We start from the raw sequence: 19,081 nt of genomic DNA on the forward strand, positions 1-19,081 counted from the left end.
CCGCGAAACCAGGATCAGCTGACTTCGAGAGGGTTAGAAACCGTCAAGACTACACCAAGCAATAGTCGATAACATCACCATGCCAGCCACGGGAAGACGCAGGGGCGTGCCGTGGATCTACCAGGTATTCGCCTCGACCTAGAGGCGATTAGACATGCACTGCTCGCTCGACAGATGAAAGACGGCTGCACAGTTGATGAGGTGCTTGAGATTCTAACAAGCGCCTACTGCAGCCAGAGCCAGGTTGGACTAAACAAACCTAAGCATGCGCAGGTGGTGATGCTCAGTGGCGGGCGCAAAGTGCTGGTGGGAAAAACACGCTACCAGGCAGTGGCCGTTATCAAGGTGTGCCAGGACGGTGCCAGAAAGTACTTGGCCCCCATCACCGTTTTCCACGCGACGGAGGCCAAGGTACGCAGTATTTCGTGACTACGGAGGAAGGACGGCCTCAGAAGCAAGTCTCCCGCACTGAAGCGGAACAGCCCAAGCGCCCCCGACTTCCCGTCATATGACCCACAGCTAAAGGGCCTACGCAGCACCGCCGACAAATTTTCTGCTGTCTACGTAGTCAACTCGCAATGCTACGGACGATGCCAGCGCATTGCAACGCCAGACCTACCCAACGGCCTTGGCGACCGGGTGCTTTCGGCGCAACTGGATAGACACCATCTTGAAGCAACAGGTGAATGCGAAGCCCAAACAGAGCAGCACTTACCTAGCCCGCACTGATCTTTTTGTTCGCTGACGCCAGCCTGCGCTTCACACCAATCTTAGGGTTCAAAGCAAGCGCCTCCTCGTAGACTCGTGCAGCCTCTCCGTACTGGCGTAACTGTTCATGAGCGAGCCCTTGGATTTTTAAGGCGGTTGGTTTCCACGCTGGATTTTCGTCTGCGCCGAGCGAGCGGGCACGCTGGATGGCGGTTAAAACTTCCTGGGCTCGCTCATCTGTGAGATCGACATCCTCCAGAATCTTCTCCGCAGCCAGGATGATGCGGTCGTAACGAGACGAGGCGAGATTGGCATTATTCAGCTGATCAGCCTCTAGGAATCGGCCATCGATATCGTACCGGAAGCTCCCAACATCCTTGAAATGTGCAATGAGCTCCCCCGTTTTCTCGTCGACCTCATAGCGCTCTGGCCATCCGGCTTTTGGAGTGACGCTATACAGCTCAACCCGCTTGAGCAGGTCGAACAGGAAGACCTTGTTACCATGTTCGCTGGGGCTGTTGGCTGTGGCACAGACAGCGAACTTCCCATTTATGGAGATCGCGCTGGAGACGATATTGGCCGAGAGCTCCTTGGTGATGAGTACGGCTCCAGAGGGATCGAAGACAGTGAACGTCCCCGAGAGAGAGCTGCCAAAGTGCCAATCCTCCAAGCAGAAAACCCCAGAGTCAGAAACGTGGCCATTGTTTGGCCTAGGCATGCTTCCGTGACAGCTAACCGTACCGGTGCTCAGATCTGTAAGTACGTAGGCCCCCAGCCCGGATTCCCTATGCCCTCCCCGTCCCGCAGACGGATCCGAGTCTCGCCACCCGATCGCCCATAGCTTGGATTTAGACAGCTGATAGAGTCCGTAGAAATCAAGCGATTCTACCGACAAAAAATGCTTGTCCCGCGAAACCTCGAGCTTTGGACGGCGCCCCTGGGTAGGTTTGGAGTTGGCTTCAGCGTTGGTCGTCTTGGGTCTTTTGAACAGCCAGCTAAAAATGCTCATTTCCTGCTCCTTTGGAAGGTTGAGCGCGTTGAGGTGCTGTGATGTGCATCCTGGACATTGAGTAGGCGTCTTAGCTGCTCTTCAGCTGGCCCTCCAGAGAGCTTGTCTGCCACCACGGAACCTGGATTCGTAATCCCGCAGCGTAGCGGATATCGCGAGCGCCGCAGGCTATGAATCCCCCCACGAACTTGATCTACTGCTTGAAGGCGTAAGCGCCGAATTTGAGCACATAACCCATGAAATTGATCGGCTTGTAGGTTTCATCCGGGGAGGTAACCAGGTGGTAGCGATCAGGCAGTTGGTCACGATAGAGCTGAAGCCGACGACGCTCTGTGGCGGTTAGATCGTTCCGAGCCAACGCTGCATCTGTGGAGGCTACTTTTTGATCATACTCACGTCGCCACCAAGCGCGGACGAAGTCCTGTATCCAACGCATACGGAGATACAGCACCGCAGTGACACTCAGCGTCAGAAATGCAGTTAGATTCGTCAAATCGCCTTGCATCCATAGCGCTAAGATCACCAAGCACGGTATTGCTAAGGTCAACGCGATGTAGGTGATGCGGGTCGGGGGGGCGAATCTCATCAGCTTAAGATCTCCTTGATATAGAGCGCTTACGACTCGCCAATGCTCGCACGGAGCAGCCATGGTCATCTCGAATTTTATGGTTTCCATTTGTTAGCTTTCGTAGCGCGACCAGACAGCTCTGGATCGTCAATTACCAGTTAAGCTGGATGAAACCGCTGAGGGGGCTGCGCCTCTTTAGCGACATTCAAGAGCATGCGCGTCGGATACCTGATAGCCTATCGCCACACTTAAGCACGTAGCCGGCAGAACTGAGCGTTGCCCAGACGACCTTGGGTGGGCGAAGTCCTCGCCCCGGCCACGTGCACGTCAACGATACAGAGAGGCTCGGAAGCTTCATGGACGCCCGCTACTCCCTCGCCCTCCTAGGCGACTTCCCCACTGCCATTGCCGACGAGATTGAGGCCGCGATCAAGGTGCGGATTTCAGATCTCGGTTTAGAGCTTCACAAAGATGTGACACTCTTTCGAGGAAATCCTAGGGATTTTCGTCCCAGGCTTGATCGCTGCTGCGCAGCGCTATGCGCAAGCATCAGTGTCACTGAAGAGGCAGCCATTGAGCGCTTCATTGACCGCCGAGTTCCACTGGTTCCGGTGGCGTGCGATCCGGACACGTTTACAGCCGAATTCCCCGGGAAGCTTGGAACACTGAACGGCGTCGCGATGACTCAAGGCCCGGCCATCCTTTCAGCGTCTCTTTTGGAGGCAAGCTCGCTGATCCCACGTCAGCGCCGGGTGTTCCTCAGCTATCGACGCAAAGAGTCCACCGAAGCTGCCCTGCAACTCTATGCAGAACTTTGTGCCCGTCAGTACGACGTATTCCTCGACACTCACGGGATCTTACCTGGAGAGCACTTCCAAGAGGTGCTGTGGCAGCGTCTCTGCGACTCCGACGTACTCGTCTACCTTGATACCTCGGGGTATTTCGAAGGCCGCTGGACAGAGTTGGAGTTCCATAGGGCTTCGCTGAGGAAGCTCGCCATGCTTCGCGTTGGATGGCCAAGAGTTGACGCAGCCAACATTCATTTGATCAGCGGAGAAGTCCAGTTGGAGGACTCAGATCTCGCTGACAATGGACATATTCAGTCAGATGCTTTGGCCAAGATTCTCGAAAAAATCGAGCTCTATCGGAGCAAAAGCGTATCGATCAGGTATCGGGATCTCGTCGGGAAGCTGACATCCTCGGTAGAGGCTGCCGGCGGTAGAGTTCTGGGCGCTTCGTCCCGAAGAGGATTGGTGGTCTCAGTAAAAAATGAAGAAATCGTTGTGTACCCTGAGCTTCGAGTGCCCACCAGCGAATCATTCTATGAGGCATCGCTGGAAGAGCACTCTCCTCCAGTTGCTGTGATTTATAACGAAGAAGGCATCGAAGAAAGAACCTGGAAAGCCCATATGCAATGGCTCGGCGACAGGCTTGATGGGCATGCGCGCTTGGTGAAGGCGAACGCGGCTGGCCATCGGTTCCTAGATTGGTATTAGAAGACCCGTGCTCGTCCGACTAGATCCTTCAAGAGATTGACCTGAAAGCGTCTCCGCCGGCAATCATGATGAATGATCACTCGACAGCTCGAGAGCGGGCACACGCCTCAACCATCCCTCCACACAGCGAAATCAGAGGCCAACGACATGGGCGATATCTTCCTTTCTGCGAGCGTTCCCAGCCGCGACAGCAGTTTCTATGAACAAAGCGACCCGATGCTGATCCAGGCTGCTCTTCGGACGTTCTTGTACACCGTACTGGGTCGTAAACACCTTGTGTTTGGTGGTCACCCCACAATATCCCCTCTCATCCTCGCGGTCTGTGAAGATCTACGTGTCGACAATAGAGCTGCCGTGACGATCTACCAGTCCACATTCTTCGAACAGGAAGCTCCTAAGGTAAATTCCAGGTTTGCCAACTTAGTTCCAGTAAATGCAAACGGCACCCGGGAATCGAGCTTGGAGCTTATGAGAAGAGTCATGTTTAAACGCCATAAGTTTGAGGCCGCGGTCTTCATCGGCGGGCAACAAGGCATCCTCGACGAACACGCACAGTTCAAACTTCATCATCCCCAAGCAAATGTGATAGCGCTCCGCAGCCCTGGTGGTGCCTCCGCATCGATTGAGCCCTTGAAAGGCCAAATGCAGGAGCGCTCACCGCTCTCACCTGAGGAAAAAGACTACGACGAGTTACTCGACTACGTTGGCCTGTTCACCAACGGCCTGGAGATTGGGTTAAACAGCGAACGAAATCTCTCACTGAAACCTTCGAAACCAAGACACGATCCAGACAACACTTTCGGTAAAGGATAACCATTAAATGGAATACGGCTTCAACATTGACATCAATCCTGAGCACTTCCCACTCACGGACGAGGTAGGGGATTTCAAGCGCACCCTTAAAGCTTCCACGGTCAAGCTTAAAAATTACTTGTTGGAAGACAACGTCAGCATCGATGCAAAAACGGTAATCAAGCATCTATTCCCGGCGCAACGATGCGACATTTTTATATCCCACTCTTATCAGGATCAGGATCTCGCCATCCAGCTCGCTCTCGATCTTAAAAAGAAAGGAATTACTGCCTTCATCGACTCAACAGCTTGGGGATCAGCATACGATCTTCTGAAGGCCATTGATGAGAAACACTGCAAAATCCAAGGCACCTCGCGTTATCACTATGATCTGCGCAATCGCTCGACCGCCCATGTGTACATGATCCTAGCGACGGCTCTGCAGCAAATGATTAGTGATTCCACCGCGCTGTTCTTCTTGAACACTGACCACTCCCTCTCAACGCAGCATTCGATCGAGGACGAAGACAAAACGGGGTCTGCTTGGATTCATATGGAGCTGATGTTCAGCTATTTCATTTGGCAAGCCAAGCATGCCAAGCAGCTGGTCGTCTCCAACGAATCGTATGCCATGGATTCGGTACCTGTATTTCATGAAGCCAAAACGGATCATTTGAAGAGCCTGACCGGATTGAGGCTGCGACGCTGGATCGGCCAGCAAAAACAGCAACCCACTCCAATGGACATACTCGAGTCGCTTTACCAACTGCACGGTGGCGGCACGGCGCAAAACATAGGTTGATGTCAGAGGAGGTGTCTGGGGAGGCTCTTGGTCAGCGTGCGTGCACTTCGCGACCTGGTAGTCCGAGTTACTCGAGAGGACGCCTCTGAAAACGCTTCTTGAAGGTGGGCCTACATCACCCACTCCATCCCACGCTGATTATGGCGATTGCACGCGTCCTTATGCCGAGGCTGACGGGCAGTAGGCCAAGGTACGTACTCTGCGCTGCTGAGGAAGCGTTCTTTTTCAGAAAAATAGCCGACCAGATCCGATACCGTGTCGAGTCCTGAGAGGAGCATATCCACGGTCAGCTCATCGAGCACGTGGACAAAGCGATCTTTCCCCGCCGGCCAGCCCACGGTGAACGGTGTTTCCAGATGCTGCTTCTTGTCGGTTAGTCCTGTATTGATCATCAGGCTGCCGCTGCTTTGCCCGCGCCAATGCGCTACCGCCGCGTCGTAGGATCCGCGCGTCACTGCAATGCGATGGAAGACTGCCTTATTCATGTCAGGCAGGCGGTAGGGGAAAGGCACATAGCACTGCTTGTCCAGGTACAGCCGGCGAGGATTCTCACGGATGAACTTCTCAGCGCCAACCAGCTGTGTCACCGAGGCGTGAATCGCCCGCTTGTACCACCGCCCCCAGAGACCAAAGGGCTGAGTGGGTCGGATACTCGCAATGAATGTTTGTCGGAGAAAATCAGGATGTGGTCACCGAACACGACGAATAGACCACAGAGTTTCTTGCCATCCCAAGATACCGACTTCTTGCCTTCATCGGTGTGGACGTTTCCATAGCACCAGGGGCTGAGGAATGCTTTGCACGCTAGCTTGCTCAGGTAGCGCTCGGAGTCGGTCTTCGGCTCAACGTCGATCGCAGCTTCCCACGGCGCTTTTTTTAGACATGACGAGGCCCCTCCAATGGTCTGCTGAGCATAGCGCTTCGCCTGCCTCGTCGCGGTGTTCCAGGATGTGTATGGCCCAGAGCCAGCCGCTACGCAATTTTTAGCAGTGAAGCGTTGCAGCTATCCTTGAACTGGACTTCGAGGTCATACTCGTAATACAGCGCATCAAGCCAAAACGCCCCCTCATGAGCCGTATTTTTCGCTAGGGATTTCAACTCTTCGCCGGTCAGCTTGGGCAAATGCTTGTTGATGATCTCGAATGCAAACGCAGCAGATCCGAGGGCTTTGTGTTCCCGATGGGATTCGAGCGTAGCAACGATACCTCTTGGCAGGCGCTTGCGAGTAAGCTTGTGGTAGCGCGTCTTGGCACTGAAAGCCAGCTCGGAATAGATCCATGGCGACAGCGTGCGATCACCGACTGCAAAACCTTCATGGCCTTTGATACTGACCGAATTCTTGGTGTTGAAGAAAATGAAGCACTCAGATGCGTCAATCATGCGATGCAACTCTTCGTTCAGCATCAAATACAGAGACGCTGCTACCTCACTGCATTTATCATAAGAGAAATTCGTAACCCCCTCCTTCTCTTCCTTATCCGAGTAGTACTCGTTGACTTTAAGCTGCAACTTGCCTACATACCCCCAGACACACGAGTCGACGAAAACCTTAACTCCTCGCTTCTCCAGCGACAATGCAAACTCGATAGCCTCACGCTCATCTCGATGAGAGTGAGATAGGAAGACATGAGCGTGCTGCTGGGGAAAAATCGTTAGAGCAAGCTCCTTGGCATCAATGACGTCTTTATTTTCAATTTGACCAATCACGTAATCGGCCAAGTCATTGACTGTCACGTCATGTGCCCTTTTGCGGTAATCATCAATCGCAGCGTCGCTGATCATTTCGAATGATTTGTAATGCTCAAGCTCGAAACCTATATACATACCAACCTCTAAGCAGCAGCCATTCTAACAACGATTAATATATACCGGAGATGAAGCATCATCTGCGAAGCCAGGATCTCAGCGTTACAGCCGAATCCGTTTTTTCCGTATAAACCATCCAGAGTTCATTTTCATGACCCTCCAGCATCCCCCAGATGATCCTTGGGTATAGGCCCATGTACTCCCAGGATGACCAACTGTCATCATCCACATTGTCCGAGGCACCAAAAATCGCGATGCGGTTAACCCCTTTCTTCCCATCCGCAACACCCAGTTCCCATGGTACCCAACGACTATCTTTACTATTCGGAGTTGTGAGCAGTACGAACCGTTTGCACTCGGCGATACGGGTTTTCAAAAGATCCGCCGTTTCTTCCGAGGTGTGAGTTGGCATCGCCGGATCGATTTCATCGATGTAGGGGACACCACCGTGGTTGGCAATGACCTCCATGACGCCCAATACTAACTCCTGATCTTTGCTGGAGTGGGATATAAACGTCAAGTTTTGAGACGAAGCCGCCAAGGACTTAGTCAAGTGGCGGCTTTGCGAGGCTTTGGCGGAAAAGCCTTTAAGTTCAGCTCTAGTAACGTTACGGGCCATGCGACTCTACTTTCTCAACGTAGCACAGCCACTCACAGTGGCTGGCTAAACCAAATGCAATTTACCTGGAGGTATCATTCACGAAGGCCCACAGCAGGGAGCGCCCCTCTGAACCTGAATCAACATAAACTTCTTCACTCTGCCACTCGACCAGTGGATAGAGGCTCAAATATTCCTGGCCATTGAACCCAGAACTCAGGCTGTCAACCAGCGGTAAGATAGCCACTGCGCCACTTTTGCAGCCATCGAAATAGCCAAGCTCCCAAGGCATCCACTTTGACTCCGCCGACTGCCCAGTAGCGATGTAGATCAGGCTGGAACAGTTACGCATGCGTTGGCGCAGCCGGTCGGCTGTTTTCTTGTCAACGTGCTCACGATCCAACTCTTCGTCGTTCATCCAGTCGATATAAACGTTGTACCCCCTCTCACGAAGCAGCACACCAACGCCTTCGACCAGATCTTTATCCTTGATCGAGTGCGACAAGAAAATGTCGAAGCGCTCATCTTTGAACGACTCCAGGCCGGCAACCTGGTCGAAGATGTTCTCTCCGCGCCGCGCAGCAGCCCTTGCCTGCTCTTTGGTAACAAAAGCCATTTCTACCTCAGACGTCTGAAAGTGAGGGGTGCGCTTACGCGTACTCCTTGATAGCTGTTTCGATCCACAATTGCACAACTCACCACATGTGCAAATGGACAGACACATTATTGGGTCTAGCCACGCCCAACGGAAAGTGCCCTAGCAGCAGGTTGAGAGGTTCACCGATCCACGTTTGCAAGAAGCCATACAAGTATGAGGGAAACCCGGCTGCAGTTACCCATAGCCGTTCATGCTCATGGCTGTAGAGAAATCCTACTTCCCCTCCTTCCAGTTCAACCATGCGTTGATGAGCACCTTGCCCCCAAGGTGAGCCGCTCTTCGTGAGCGGAAAGGGAACGTTGAGCTGGGCGTCGTAGATCACCTCAATCCCAGGCTCGGGGTACACGCTCGCATCATCCACCAGCGTTTGAATGCCTAGGATTGAGCCCGAGAGCCGCCACGTGCTTTGCGCAACCTCGCCGACCTGAATATCCACGTAGCCACAATTCCACTCAATATTTTCATAGTCGGTGGCCAAGACCTTAAGTGCATGGACCAGCGTTCGCATTCGCTTCCCTTGCCGAGGAAAATTATTTAAAGATCTAGTCACAAAGATTGCGCAAGCTAGCACCAAGCTACCAGGCATGGATCAACCCTGAAGCCCGTGGCTTGATTGATCATCTGCCGCATCTGCCGCATCTGCCGCATCTGGCCATACCGCTACCTCCATTGCGTAGACCTCGGGGCGACCTACGATGAGATTGATGAATCGGAATCGTCACGGCCGCTCGCAATCGTTCTTAATCAGATGTCTACATACCTCGCGCCACACAGATGACCGCCGACTATTTGGGGCAATCGAATCAGGTTAGGCGGGCCTAGGCCCGAAGACCCGACAGCCAGGAGCACAAAGTAATGCCTTGCTGCGTCCAGGAAGCTAAGAACGCTCTCTTGGAGTTTGTTGAGCTTCACGGATCGCTCGGTGTATCTGGGCTTCCCGTTTCATCCTTTCGCTAAATGCTTGGGCCCTGTCATATTCTTCCTTTGACTCCTTTTCTAGCCGACGATGCAGAACGGGACAGTAAATCCATTCACTGTCAGACGGGTTACGATGAAGTGGAGCCACCATCAACACAAAGAATACACTCAAAGCCAGCCACACCGGAGTGCTTGACCACTGCCCTTCAATCCAGCCAACAATCGAGATCGCATCCCCGATTCCCGACCAGTAAAAATTTAGGCTAGCGAGAACTAATGCACTGAAAGCGTAAAGCTGAATCCTATGCAGCTCGGCATTCTGCGCAGCCCTTTCCTGCTGATAGCGGTCGTAGATCCCAATAAGGAACTCGCTTTGGGTTTCATGAGCCTCCTCGCTGATCTCCCATGGCCGCACGCACTCAGTGCGCCGAGTCCATCTCACTTGGGCTTGGTCGGGCTTTGAAAGTCCCATAGCGCGTGCAAGTGTCGCTTCGAGATTTTTTAGGAACTCGATCGCAGCTGCGTAAACCGACACGGCTAGTGGATACAGCAACGTGAAAACCAGCGAGAGCAGACCGGAAAAACAAACAAACGCGACAAGTAGCTTGATGCCCAGAACGAGATCAGTTCTGAGTTCCACTCGCTGCATCCCAACAATGCCTACGCCGGAGAAGTGCACCATCAGTGAGTCAAAAAGAAGCATAAAGCTGGTGATCAAAAGAAAAAATTTAACCTTGCTGGCGCTCTCCAACATTGAGAAAAACTTATCTTTAGCTAAGTCTTCTGAAGCTGACATCCTGATTCTCCTAAGCGTCTCAAAATGCGATGGTAGTACTATCTGGTCAGAGTTACTCAAGCGAGTTCTACCCACTTGGAACGAAGGCTTCACAGCTCAGCGCTTCGAGCCAAAATCATCGAAAGCTCGCGGCTCTGCTCCTTTCCTGCTGAGAGCAAGGTCAATCTTTAGCACCTCGTCGCTCACAAAAAATGCAGATTAGTGGCCATTTGGCATTCATCATGAAGCACCATTGATTGATTCTCCATTAACGCTGAATGGTATCGCTCATCAACGATGGGCAGCAGGGTTTATACGAGCTCGTCACAAGGAGCAATGTAATAGATGAACACAATAAGTGACGCATAATCTGAGCTCGGCACGGGCCACCTTGGATGTACAAGGTTTACGGCTTTTGCGTTGCGCAGGATCAAACATGAAGCCACGTCTACCGTGTGTATTAGGTACGCGGAAAACTTGTTCCCCACGCCCAGATTTGGTTTTCAGGGAGAGCCAAAGGGTATGTGTAAAGCTCTGATGGGCTGCGGGCCAGAAGCGCGAGCTCTCGACCACTATCCAAGGCTTCAGCAAACGGCCGACCAACTGCCATCGGGAGGTATTGGTAGCTGCTAAGAATATCGGCGGCCGGCCCCCAAATCACACGACCATTGCACTCAGAAAAAATGCTGGGGAGAATTGACGCGAGTGAGCTAAATAAACTGATGTCAATGATTTCACTTGAGTCAACGGTAAGCCAAGCGTGCAGATTGACACCACGTCGGCCTTCATCTCGTATATGCCTGAAGGTTAGCCCTGACGCACTCCAATCTTTCAAGTTCTTCCAAGTGGGATTAAACAACGGCTGACTGTCACTCCACAACTGCCCAATCGTCACGTGTACAGGGCGCTGAAGTTCGCTTTCGAGGTAAGGCGCTAGGTAGTAACTCCATTTGAGGCACTGAAAGGCTGACCTCGAGAGACCTTTGATTCCTGCTGCGCGTAAGGCGTTTCGAATGTTATCAGCATGAATTTCGTGCGGAGCACTAAGGGCTGAAGCACCGGCACATGTCGCGAACCCACATTCCCGAGTGAATGCGATGGCCTGGCCGAAATTGGCACTGTAGTTAGTAAAATCTGATGCCGATGAGAGATTGCTCGGAAGCCTGCGCCACAGTCGCTTGAAGAATCTGATCATTGAGAGTTACCCCTACCCACCAGGATAAGCATTTCTTGCCATGGACATCTCAGTTTCCCAGATAGCGAGGCGCTCGATTAATGCGCCAACCACTTCCCATAGGCATCGATATCAATCATGGGCACCGTGCCGCTGAATTGAAGCTGTGCTATCAGCTTGAATAAGAAGGCCGTTGCTGGCTTGTTTTCATTTTCGAAGGTGAATTTATCGCCGCTCGGGTCGAAGAAGAAATGACCATGGGAGGCTACGCAACCGAGATCCAGCCGTCCTTCAGCTTTGTCCACGTTTAGGGCTTTATCAAACGACGCCCCCAGTGCAGGACTCCAGTCGCTTTCAAACGTAAGCAATCCACCTAGAATCGGAATGAGTGGTTTTGCTGGATAGACACCACCTGCATGCGGAATTGGCAGACTGGTGCGGTGAAGCCTGCGAACACTCGCGACTTTGCGCTGGGCATAGGCTACCAGATCAGCCGTAGCGGTCTGCTTCGCTTCAAAGACTGCGTACACGCTTTCCGCTGGCACAATGATCTGCTCATCGAACTTGAAGATGAACGGTGAGTACTGTCGATCAAAGACCACGACATCGATCTGATCGCTGAAGTTGCCCAGGCTGTCGACTACAAAGGCATTGGCCGCCTGATAACGTTTAGGGAGGTAGGTATCGAGCATATCGATCCACACCCCTTCGCTCGCATCCCCCTTAGCGCCAGGGTGTGAGAAGGCTTTGCGTGCCGTTCCCAAACGGAGCTGAATGTCGTCATGCAGCGACGCAAGAAGAGTTGAAAGTGACCAGCTTGACATATTGCCTCCGAAAGCATTGAAGGGCCCGAGCAGAACCGCGAGGCGGCTGCTCGACCTTTGAGGGGTTAGCGATCCTGGAAAGCAGGCGTTGGAGCCATTGCTTTAGCTGTGAGCAATGCAGTTCTGGCGTCCACCGCGGCTCGCGGATAGGCTGAAAGCACGATGGCTGGAATCAGCCTTTGGTTGATATCGGAGAAGGTAAAGCCCGGAGTATCCACACCACGGGGGCCGGTCAGCTTTACAAGCTCCTCAATCACTTGCACGCCCAGCCCCAAACCGTCCAGTTTGGTCGTCAACAAATACTTTCTCTGCACTTCATCAGGACGGGCAAAAGTCAGGACTTCCGCTGCTCGCCGCTGAACTGCCGGATCCAGTGCTTTTAAACGGTTGGTGCACATGAGCACGGCTGCGGGTAGCTTCTGATTTGCGATGCGATCAATGCCGCGAATGAAAGCGTTAACCCCTGCCCGATCCTCATGGTGCATCTGAGAGTTTTCTCGGGATTGTGCCAAGGCATCAGCCTCATCAATGAGGAGCAGCACAGCGCCCCTGGCTTTTCCGTTTCTGTTTTTAAGCTTTTCAGCGGCCTCGATCGTGTAGTCAAAAGCAGCCGAGACCAACTGAGTCATCTCTCCGACTCGCCCCTGCCCTCGAGTCGCGAGACTTAGCGGAAAAAGAGTGATATCGATTCCTTCCTGCCGAGCGACAGCATCCCCGATGGTCTCTGCAAGTTCAGTTTTTCCAGAACCAACATCCCCTGCCAAAATTGCCAGCGGCGGACGACGCAATACGGTATCGATGGCGGGACGAGCTTGCGGGTGATGCCTCTCAGCCCAGTCCTGCAGGCCAAATGGATTCACCAGCAAGCCCAATACCTTAGTCAGCCGATCCTTTTGGTCGTCAAGACCTACCAGACGAGCCAGACGCTCCTGAGGTTCGAAATCGGGAAAGGACATACGCCGCTCAAACAGCTCGTCCAGAGAAGGTTTCACGTTCATCAATAGCTCCTTACCGTTGCACGATGGAGGACGCGACTACCCGCAGAATATGTCTTGTCGCTGTCGAGGTATCCGCTGATGCCAGGGGCCGTTGCATCGCTCCGCTCAAAAGGCAAATCCTTGAGGGCTACGTCCCTTTCGGCCGAAGAGGCGTTGGTGTATTTCTGGCTGTAGGACAGAAAGCTATAGAATGAAGCGCCCGTGATATCTCGCCCCGGGCGAACACGTCCCGGATCATCATCTGAGCCCGATCCCACCAGATCCCCTGCGGTGTATCTCAGCGAGGGCTCAATCCAATCGTCGCCACGCTTGAAACCGTAGGTAACCTCTCTGAGATACCCTGCCTTGAGCAACACGATCAGTTCAGCCTCGTAAGCTTCAATCGAGCTATCGCATGGCTGGCCGTAAAAGCGTTGCATGCGCCGTAAATCAGTTGCGACCTTCGCAGCCATGTGTCGAGCATGCGTGATGGTGAACGTCTGTGATTCAGCAACCGTAGTACTGTAAGACGACATGGTTTACTCACCCCTGAAATGAAGAACCGAAGACCTTCTGCCAATAGCCAACCGTCAATTGCTTGGTTGGCGCATAGAACGCAGCGTCAATGGCATCACCTGCATCCATTGCTGCATCGATGATCGCGTCGACATTTTGCTGGGTATACAGTCGCGCTACGTTGTTATCAGGGTTGACAGGATCGATGATCTGAACCAAATCGGTCGAGGCGCCTACCTTCGAAGCTGAATAGTTGTCCTCGAAAACAATACGTTCACGCAGCTCGCTTTTGACCAGATAAGTGAAGAACGCCTGCAGTGCCTCGGGGTAGTTAGAGAAGTCCACCCCGTTATCCAACAATTTGGCCAAGATCAGCTCGATCATGAAAGATTTGAACCGGAAGTTCTGGCGCTCTTGCTTCATCAAGCGTGCCCAGTACTTGGTAAGCCGAACAACCTGAGCGAAATGTGTCGGAGATGCGCGCTTACGAGCTTTCGCGAACTCAATGTGCAGCGGAATGCTCGTCTCCAGAAAAGAGCCGTCTTCCTGACTAACCAGGTTGCCCCGCCACTGCGGTTGCCCTGAATACAACACGGGCACCACGTCGACATTCAGCCCCGAACCTCTGAAAGAGACAGTTACCGAGTAGGTCTGAGGTTGGACTTGATCCGGACTGAAATTTGGAAACGCCTTACGCAGGCGCTCCGCCAAGTAGTCCAGAAGCGCCCGGGTGTCACGAGGGGTATCGGAACCGCTGATATACACCGCAACGTCGATGTCATTAAGCGACCGAAGAGCCGTACCCTTGGCAAGGCTGCCCGACACCATCATGCGCTTGAGTGAAAAATCTGGATGGTCTGACAAATAGCTTTCAAGCTTGTCCTGTAAGCGCCCAGCCTGTTCCCGATACTCCTTGGCCTTTTCCTTCGGCAAGTTCACCTTATCCTCGGCAAACCGGAGGATATCCGCGTGATCAACATGCTCTTTAGACATCTGACTCCCCCTCTAGGAGATCTGTATGGCACTTAAGGCTGGGCGAAGTGCTCAAAAGGCATATCGGCGAGCCGAACAAAAAGTTCGGAGTAGCGAACTTTGTGACAGACTGATCGCGAACACCGTCATTGTCAAACGATTTGTTCGGAATCGTGGTATATTTTCACCACCTTTGTAGGAGATACGACAATGGCTACCCGTCTCGGCGAGAAGCTGCGCGAGCTGCGCAAGCAACGCGGGCTGACCTTGGAAAAACTCGCGGACATGGCAGGCTTGAGTAAGAGCTATCTATGGGAATTGGAGAATCGAGAGTCCCAACGTCCATCAGCTGAAAAGCTCACTGCCCTGGCAGACGTTCTGGGAGTAGCAACGGCCTACTTTTTTGAGGATGATCTGAGAGAGCCTGAAGAAAGGCATCTCGATGAGGCTTTCTTTCGCGGATATAAGACTCTCGAACCGGATGCCAAGGCGCATCTCAGAAAAATTCTAGATACGTTCAAAAAGGATTTTTGACGATGCCTGGGCCTGAGGTATGGACACCACAGAAAGCCGCGATACGGCTGACAAAGATCTGCGATCAGATCAGCATGGCTCATGGAATCGATCGTTTTCCCATGGATGTTGCACAGCTCGCCTTGGGCACCGCAGAAGTCTTTAAATGGCCCGACCCGATCGCCAAGGTTGAGTCTGTCGATATAAAAGGATTCGATGGAGCGCTTTTCGCGAATGAAGCGCGGAGTCGTTGGATGCTTCTTTACAACAGCAGCCTGGCATCATCAGGTCGGATTCGTTTCACCCAAGCACACGAGCTCGGTCACTACATCCTCCACCGACTCAAGCGCGACGAGTTCAAGTGCAGCAGTGACGACATGTTGTCTTGGGAGGAGAAGAATATCGAGGCGGAAGCAGATCTGTTCGCCTCATTCCTTCTGATGCCACTCAACGATTTCCGTAATCAGCTCACCACGAGTGTGGACTTTGAATTGCTGCGCCATTGTGCCATTCGCTACGGTGTTTCACTGACGGCCACCGCGCTGAAATGGATTCAGTGCACCGAAGAGAGCGCAGTGCTCATCCTTTCCCGCGATGGATTCATGAAATGGGCATTTTCTAGCGCTACAGCCCGCCGAAACGGCGCCTTTTTTCGTACGCGCCAAGCTGCTGTAGGGATTCCCCCAGGCTCACTAGCAGCGGCCTCTTCCATCGCGCACGAACGTCACGGAGTTGAGCTGCCGGCATCGGTGTGGTTTGCGCACGCTGATCGAAGTGCCAGCGTCCGCGAAATGAAAATCCAGTCGGAGAAATATGAGTACACGATGACTTTGCTCTGCCTTGCTCGAAACGCGTCTGTGTGGCCACCGTTCTCCGACCGTGAGGATGAGAGTGGCCGTTGGAACCGTGATCGCTAGCAATAATAGATGGAGTGCCGTTGAAGTTTCACTCCCCCTTCATGGCTATGACCAATCAAGAAACCGGACTTTTGAGCCGAGAGATTAGGTGGATTGTTCATGCATTGCGCACACCCGGCTGAGCTTCCGAGAATCGCGGTCGGGAGTAATTAGGAGACCGTTTTGCTCAGCTGCTGGCTCTACCATTCTGCCAATCAACAGCCAACCTGCGGTTCATTCCTACCAGGTGGATGTGCGTGAATGAGCAGACTCTGCCTTCTGTAGCAGCCTCTACCACCTCAAGCAGCTGTTCATTTATGCGATCCGCCCTCGCCACCACGATGTCCTCAAAACGAATGAGCTGCGACTTTCTGAGGGGATGAAACATAATCCAGTGCAGCTTTCTGACCGACAGGACGATCAAAGTGAAGATATTTTCTAGGCTTGTACCACGGCAACTCGTCCATACTAGCACCTTGATAAGCCAACCGGTGGGACTAGGATGGCGGCAATCCCTAAACCGCCCCACCGGCTAAACTTAATGCTCTAAACATTATCCATCTTTTCAGACTAGGCCGCGTATTGCTAGAGTTGACGTATAGTGTCAGTATCACCATTACATCTGGAGGTTCTCAATGAAGAGATTCCGCGTGTTGTTGTTCGCCATATGCTTCCCGCTGATAAATAATCATGGGTGGCTTGACAACTTGTGATCCACCTTATGGCCTAATGCCACAAGCATTCTGAATCTAGCACAAGGAATGCGATCGCGCCTAGGGATCAAAACATATTTTTTAGCCCTATCTGCACCTCGAGAAAAATGGCCCTCCAAAAATCGTAGCTTTACGCCGAAAGATAAAATACGGCGCTCTCAAATGACTGAGCCCTTGGTGCTTAGCAGTGTGCAACTGGCGTCATCGTGAGCCCGATACTTGAATCTTCCCGTCTTTTTAGACTCATTCGAACGTCTGCTCCTGGCCGGTAGCGGTACGTGCAAACGTCCGCTTTTGGCCGAAAGCAGACGTCCAGTTTTCGCCGAAGGGCTCTCTTCAACTTGGTATTCCGCTCAGGAATACGTCCATGAAAATCATGAATTTTATTTATAGCTTTCGATCTCGTAGCGTGTCTCCTTCTGCATAAGGAGATAGCCCTGTGAATAATTCCCGCCTGCGCTTGTATGTCGACGCTCAATTTTCCAGCCCCTATGCCATGTCGGCTTTCGTGGTACTCCGCGAAAAGGGCATCGAGTTTGAAATGAGCCCGCTAGACCTCGACGCATATGAAAACCAGTCAGAGGGCTATGCCAGCCTCTCTCAGACCCAGCGGGTACCCACACTTGTCCACGGGGACTTCGCCTTGTCTGAATCGTCGGCGATCACTGAGTACCTGGAAGACGTTTTCCCTCAGGTGCCGGTGTACCCACAAGACCTTCGGCTGCATGCAAAGGCACGACAAGTCCAGGCATGGGTGCGCAGTGATCTGTTGCCCATTCGACAGGAGCGATCCACATTGGTTGTGTTTTATGGACTCAAATCAAAGCCCTTGTCGCCAGCTGCCGAGTCGGCAGCGCGCAAGCTGTTTGATGGCGCACTGAGGCTGCTTGCCGACAATCCCGAATACCTGTTCGGCCAATGGTCGATCGCCGATGTGGATCTGGCTTTGATACTCAACCGGCTGATACTCAATGGTGACTCCGTACCCCCCATGCTGGTGGAGTATGCGCAGCGTCAATGGCTACGACCGACCGTACAGGAGTGGGTCAAATTGCAACGTCCCCCGATGTAGTCGGCACACGTATTATTTTAGGGAGAGTGGCGTGTTTTTAGAGAGGGTGTCAGGCTCGGTTAAGAAAATAGGCCTGGGCCCCCTTCTCGATCGCCGGATGTCATGCCAGCAGTTTCGGGCATAGATACAAAGCGCCGATCGAAAAACGCTTTCGATCGGCGGTATGTAAAAACAGCTTCCAGGATCGACGGAGTCTGTATAAGGCAGGCGTTGAAAACAGACTGGAAATTCTTGGTATGGTGCGAGAAGGCTTCCAATTTTCAGGACAAAAATGATTTCGCATGTATTCATCGCAGTGAATGACTTCAATAGAGCACTGGTGTTTTATCAAGGGCTCATGCGGATACTCGGACTTGATCTCAAGTTCATAGACGATAAACGCCCATGGGCTGGCTGGAAACACCCCGACACTGCGCGCCCTCTTTTCGTGGTGGGCAAACCGTTCGACGGCGAATCTGCGACGCTGGGCAATGGCCAAATGATTGCTCTGCTGGCACCTAATCGACAGATCGTACACAACGCCCATGCTTTGGCGTTGGTCTTGGATGGAACATGCGAAGGCGCTCCGGGCCTACGACCCGAATACCATCCACATTTTTATGGGGCGTACTTTCGAGACCCTGAAGGAAACAAACTTTGCGTCTGTTGTCACGATCCGGAATGACTTAAGTGTAAGGTCTATTTTTGGCTGAACTCGTGAGAAAACATTGTCGAGAAACGAAATCAAATAACCGTTTTTGACCGGCTGACGCCCTTTGTGATAGTCAGCAACCAGCCAGCGGACGCTCTTTAACTACCGCTCTAGTGTCGCGATATTCGATTCGACCTTTTTCCCCATGCTAATGCGCGGTTCGGTCGAATAGCCAAGAGATTCGTAGAAGGTTTTGATGCTTTCATTGGTGCTGACGATTTGCAGGTTGATTTTCATGCAGCCGCGCAAGGTCAAGGCGCGCTCAGCATGATTAACGAGTTGTGCGCCCAAACCCTTTCTGCGATGTGCAGGGTGTACAGCAACTGAATATAACCAGCCACGATGACCGTCATATCCCGCGAGAACGGTACCGACTACGTCATTTTCGGACAGTGCGACAAAAAAGAGGCCGTCCTCGACGGCCAGTTTCTTGTCGATAGCAAGGCTTGGCGTGTTGTGCGCGGTTTCGTAATCGAAGACGGTTTCCCACAGCGCCATGACAGGGATTCGATGGTGTTCGTTTGAGTAATCGGCAATAACATCCATGGAGCAGCCTCTTGATTAAAAGACGACGCTAACGCCGTGTGAAGGTCGTTGTCCACT

At 52.6% G+C, this 19,081-nt stretch carries 21 protein-coding genes; 8 read left to right on the forward strand and 13 right to left on the reverse strand.

The window, feature by feature from the left end; genetic code table 11:
* Window positions 1-111: 111 nt before the first annotated feature.
* Entirely contained in the window at window positions 112-429 is a 318-nt protein-coding gene (locus tag AC3WMV_RS02765) for a hypothetical protein (RefSeq protein WP_146038476.1), read from the forward strand.
* Between the two features lie 286 nt (window positions 430-715).
* On the opposite strand, the gene AC3WMV_RS02770 is transcribed toward AC3WMV_RS02765, so the two are convergent.
* Window positions 716-1,717: a tetratricopeptide repeat protein gene (locus AC3WMV_RS02770; protein ID WP_256584836.1), complete on the reverse strand. Its 1,002-nt coding sequence runs from the start codon at window positions 1,715-1,717 to the stop codon at window positions 716-718.
* A 193-nt stretch (window positions 1,718-1,910) separates the two neighbouring features.
* Window positions 1,911-2,303, reverse strand: coding sequence for a hypothetical protein (locus AC3WMV_RS02775; protein ID WP_146038475.1), 393 nt, complete (start codon window positions 2,301-2,303; stop codon window positions 1,911-1,913).
* A gap of 338 nt (window positions 2,304-2,641) precedes the next feature.
* Between AC3WMV_RS02775 and thcB4 the strand changes: the two genes are divergently transcribed.
* The 3 genes from thcB4 (at window position 2,642) to AC3WMV_RS02790 (ending at window position 5,375) form a co-directional block, all read left to right on the forward strand.
* On the forward strand, window positions 2,642-3,781 hold the full coding sequence (thcB4, locus tag AC3WMV_RS02780; RefSeq protein WP_103367135.1) for a Thoeris type III anti-phage system protein ThcB4: 1,140 nt from the start codon (window positions 2,642-2,644) through the stop codon (window positions 3,779-3,781).
* A gap of 147 nt (window positions 3,782-3,928) precedes the next feature.
* Window positions 3,929-4,594, forward strand: a complete 666-nt coding sequence (gene thcA, locus AC3WMV_RS02785) for a Thoeris type III anti-phage system protein ThcA (protein WP_146038474.1) — start codon at window positions 3,929-3,931, stop codon at window positions 4,592-4,594.
* Window positions 4,595-4,601: 7 nt separating this feature from the next.
* Entirely contained in the window at window positions 4,602-5,375 is a 774-nt protein-coding gene (locus tag AC3WMV_RS02790; RefSeq protein ID WP_103367133.1) for a toll/interleukin-1 receptor domain-containing protein, read from the forward strand.
* Between the two features lie 110 nt (window positions 5,376-5,485).
* On the opposite strand, the gene AC3WMV_RS02795 is transcribed toward AC3WMV_RS02790, so the two are convergent.
* The 10 genes from AC3WMV_RS02795 to AC3WMV_RS02840 all read right to left on the reverse strand — a co-directional run bounded on the left by AC3WMV_RS02795 (window position 5,486) and on the right by AC3WMV_RS02840 (window position 14,614).
* Entirely contained in the window at window positions 5,486-5,962 is a 477-nt protein-coding gene (locus tag AC3WMV_RS02795) for a hypothetical protein (protein ID WP_103367132.1), read from the reverse strand.
* Between the two features lie 385 nt (window positions 5,963-6,347).
* The gene (locus AC3WMV_RS02800; RefSeq protein WP_103367131.1) at window positions 6,348-7,199 is read right to left on the reverse strand and encodes a toll/interleukin-1 receptor domain-containing protein; all 852 of its coding nucleotides are present in this window, start codon (window positions 7,197-7,199) and stop codon (window positions 6,348-6,350) included.
* Between the two features lie 58 nt (window positions 7,200-7,257).
* Window positions 7,258-7,800, reverse strand: coding sequence for a toll/interleukin-1 receptor domain-containing protein (locus AC3WMV_RS02805; RefSeq protein ID WP_103367130.1), 543 nt, complete (start codon window positions 7,798-7,800; stop codon window positions 7,258-7,260).
* Window positions 7,801-7,861: 61 nt separating this feature from the next.
* Window positions 7,862-8,395, reverse strand: coding sequence for a toll/interleukin-1 receptor domain-containing protein (locus AC3WMV_RS02810; RefSeq protein WP_103367129.1), 534 nt, complete (start codon window positions 8,393-8,395; stop codon window positions 7,862-7,864).
* 79 nt (window positions 8,396-8,474) lie between these two features.
* Window positions 8,475-8,945 (reverse strand): hypothetical protein, encoded by a 471-nt coding sequence (locus AC3WMV_RS02815; protein ID WP_103367128.1) that lies wholly within the window; start codon window positions 8,943-8,945, stop codon window positions 8,475-8,477.
* A 369-nt stretch (window positions 8,946-9,314) separates the two neighbouring features.
* Window positions 9,315-10,151: a hypothetical protein gene (locus AC3WMV_RS02820; RefSeq protein ID WP_103367127.1), complete on the reverse strand. Its 837-nt coding sequence runs from the start codon at window positions 10,149-10,151 to the stop codon at window positions 9,315-9,317.
* A gap of 1,251 nt (window positions 10,152-11,402) precedes the next feature.
* The gene (gene nucC / locus AC3WMV_RS02825; protein WP_103367126.1) at window positions 11,403-12,128 is read right to left on the reverse strand and encodes a CBASS effector endonuclease NucC; all 726 of its coding nucleotides are present in this window, start codon (window positions 12,126-12,128) and stop codon (window positions 11,403-11,405) included.
* Between the two features lie 65 nt (window positions 12,129-12,193).
* A complete protein-coding gene (locus tag AC3WMV_RS02830; RefSeq protein WP_103367125.1) occupies window positions 12,194-13,126 on the reverse strand; it encodes an AAA family ATPase in 933 nt (310 codons plus the stop codon).
* On the reverse strand, window positions 13,126-13,641 hold the full coding sequence (locus tag AC3WMV_RS02835; RefSeq protein ID WP_103367124.1) for an HORMA-1 domain-containing protein: 516 nt from the start codon (window positions 13,639-13,641) through the stop codon (window positions 13,126-13,128). Before AC3WMV_RS02835 ends, AC3WMV_RS02830 begins: the two co-directional genes overlap by 1 nt.
* Window positions 13,642-13,648: 7 nt before the next feature.
* Window positions 13,649-14,614 (reverse strand): CBASS oligonucleotide cyclase, encoded by a 966-nt coding sequence (locus AC3WMV_RS02840; RefSeq protein WP_103367123.1) that lies wholly within the window; start codon window positions 14,612-14,614, stop codon window positions 13,649-13,651.
* Window positions 14,615-14,803: 189 nt separating this feature from the next.
* Here AC3WMV_RS02840 and AC3WMV_RS02845 point away from each other — a divergent pair, with 189 nt between their 5' ends.
* The 4 genes from AC3WMV_RS02845 (at window position 14,804) to AC3WMV_RS02860 (ending at window position 18,451) form a co-directional block, all read left to right on the forward strand.
* Window positions 14,804-15,127, forward strand: coding sequence for a helix-turn-helix domain-containing protein (locus tag AC3WMV_RS02845; protein WP_103367122.1), 324 nt, complete (start codon window positions 14,804-14,806; stop codon window positions 15,125-15,127).
* A gap of 2 nt (window positions 15,128-15,129) precedes the next feature.
* Window positions 15,130-16,023 carry an ImmA/IrrE family metallo-endopeptidase gene (locus AC3WMV_RS02850; protein WP_103367121.1) on the forward strand — a complete coding sequence of 298 codons (894 nt, stop codon included), beginning with the start codon at window positions 15,130-15,132 and terminating at the stop codon, window positions 16,021-16,023.
* 1,131 nt (window positions 16,024-17,154) lie between these two features.
* Entirely contained in the window at window positions 17,155-17,787 is a 633-nt protein-coding gene (gene yfcF, locus AC3WMV_RS02855) for a glutathione transferase (protein ID WP_103367119.1), read from the forward strand.
* Window positions 17,788-18,058: 271 nt separating this feature from the next.
* Window positions 18,059-18,451 (forward strand): VOC family protein, encoded by a 393-nt coding sequence (locus AC3WMV_RS02860; protein ID WP_103367118.1) that lies wholly within the window; start codon window positions 18,059-18,061, stop codon window positions 18,449-18,451.
* Between the two features lie 129 nt (window positions 18,452-18,580).
* On the opposite strand, the gene AC3WMV_RS02865 is transcribed toward AC3WMV_RS02860, so the two are convergent.
* Window positions 18,581-19,024: a GNAT family acetyltransferase gene (locus AC3WMV_RS02865; RefSeq protein ID WP_103367117.1), complete on the reverse strand. Its 444-nt coding sequence runs from the start codon at window positions 19,022-19,024 to the stop codon at window positions 18,581-18,583.
* Window positions 19,025-19,081 lie beyond the last annotated feature (57 nt).

This window comes from Pseudomonas sp. FW305-3-2-15-E-TSA4, assembly GCF_058787295.1.

Coding starts and splice junctions, on each gene's coding strand:
- AC3WMV_RS02770 (WP_256584836.1), bottom strand. CDS start 1,717: ATGAGCATTTTTAGCTGGCTGTTCAAAAGACCCAAGACGACCAACGCT.
- AC3WMV_RS02775 (WP_146038475.1), bottom strand. CDS start 2,303: ATGAGATTCGCCCCCCCGACCCGCATCACCTACATCGCGTTGACCTTA.
- thcB4 (WP_103367135.1), top strand. CDS start 2,642: ATGGACGCCCGCTACTCCCTCGCCCTCCTAGGCGACTTCCCCACTGCC.
- thcA (WP_146038474.1), top strand. CDS start 3,929: ATGGGCGATATCTTCCTTTCTGCGAGCGTTCCCAGCCGCGACAGCAGT.
- AC3WMV_RS02790 (WP_103367133.1), top strand. CDS start 4,602: ATGGAATACGGCTTCAACATTGACATCAATCCTGAGCACTTCCCACTC.
- AC3WMV_RS02800 (WP_103367131.1), bottom strand. CDS start 7,199: ATGTATATAGGTTTCGAGCTTGAGCATTACAAATCATTCGAAATGATC.
- AC3WMV_RS02805 (WP_103367130.1), bottom strand. CDS start 7,800: ATGGCCCGTAACGTTACTAGAGCTGAACTTAAAGGCTTTTCCGCCAAA.
- AC3WMV_RS02810 (WP_103367129.1), bottom strand. CDS start 8,395: ATGGCTTTTGTTACCAAAGAGCAGGCAAGGGCTGCTGCGCGGCGCGGA.
- AC3WMV_RS02815 (WP_103367128.1), bottom strand. CDS start 8,945: ATGCGAACGCTGGTCCATGCACTTAAGGTCTTGGCCACCGACTATGAA.
- AC3WMV_RS02820 (WP_103367127.1), bottom strand. CDS start 10,151: ATGTCAGCTTCAGAAGACTTAGCTAAAGATAAGTTTTTCTCAATGTTG.
- nucC (WP_103367126.1), bottom strand. CDS start 12,128: ATGTCAAGCTGGTCACTTTCAACTCTTCTTGCGTCGCTGCATGACGAC.
- AC3WMV_RS02830 (WP_103367125.1), bottom strand. CDS start 13,126: ATGAACGTGAAACCTTCTCTGGACGAGCTGTTTGAGCGGCGTATGTCC.
- AC3WMV_RS02835 (WP_103367124.1), bottom strand. CDS start 13,641: ATGTCGTCTTACAGTACTACGGTTGCTGAATCACAGACGTTCACCATC.
- AC3WMV_RS02840 (WP_103367123.1), bottom strand. CDS start 14,614: ATGTCTAAAGAGCATGTTGATCACGCGGATATCCTCCGGTTTGCCGAG.
- AC3WMV_RS02845 (WP_103367122.1), top strand. CDS start 14,804: ATGGCTACCCGTCTCGGCGAGAAGCTGCGCGAGCTGCGCAAGCAACGC.
- AC3WMV_RS02850 (WP_103367121.1), top strand. CDS start 15,130: ATGCCTGGGCCTGAGGTATGGACACCACAGAAAGCCGCGATACGGCTG.
- AC3WMV_RS02860 (WP_103367118.1), top strand. CDS start 18,059: ATGATTTCGCATGTATTCATCGCAGTGAATGACTTCAATAGAGCACTG.
- AC3WMV_RS02865 (WP_103367117.1), bottom strand. CDS start 19,024: ATGGATGTTATTGCCGATTACTCAAACGAACACCATCGAATCCCTGTC.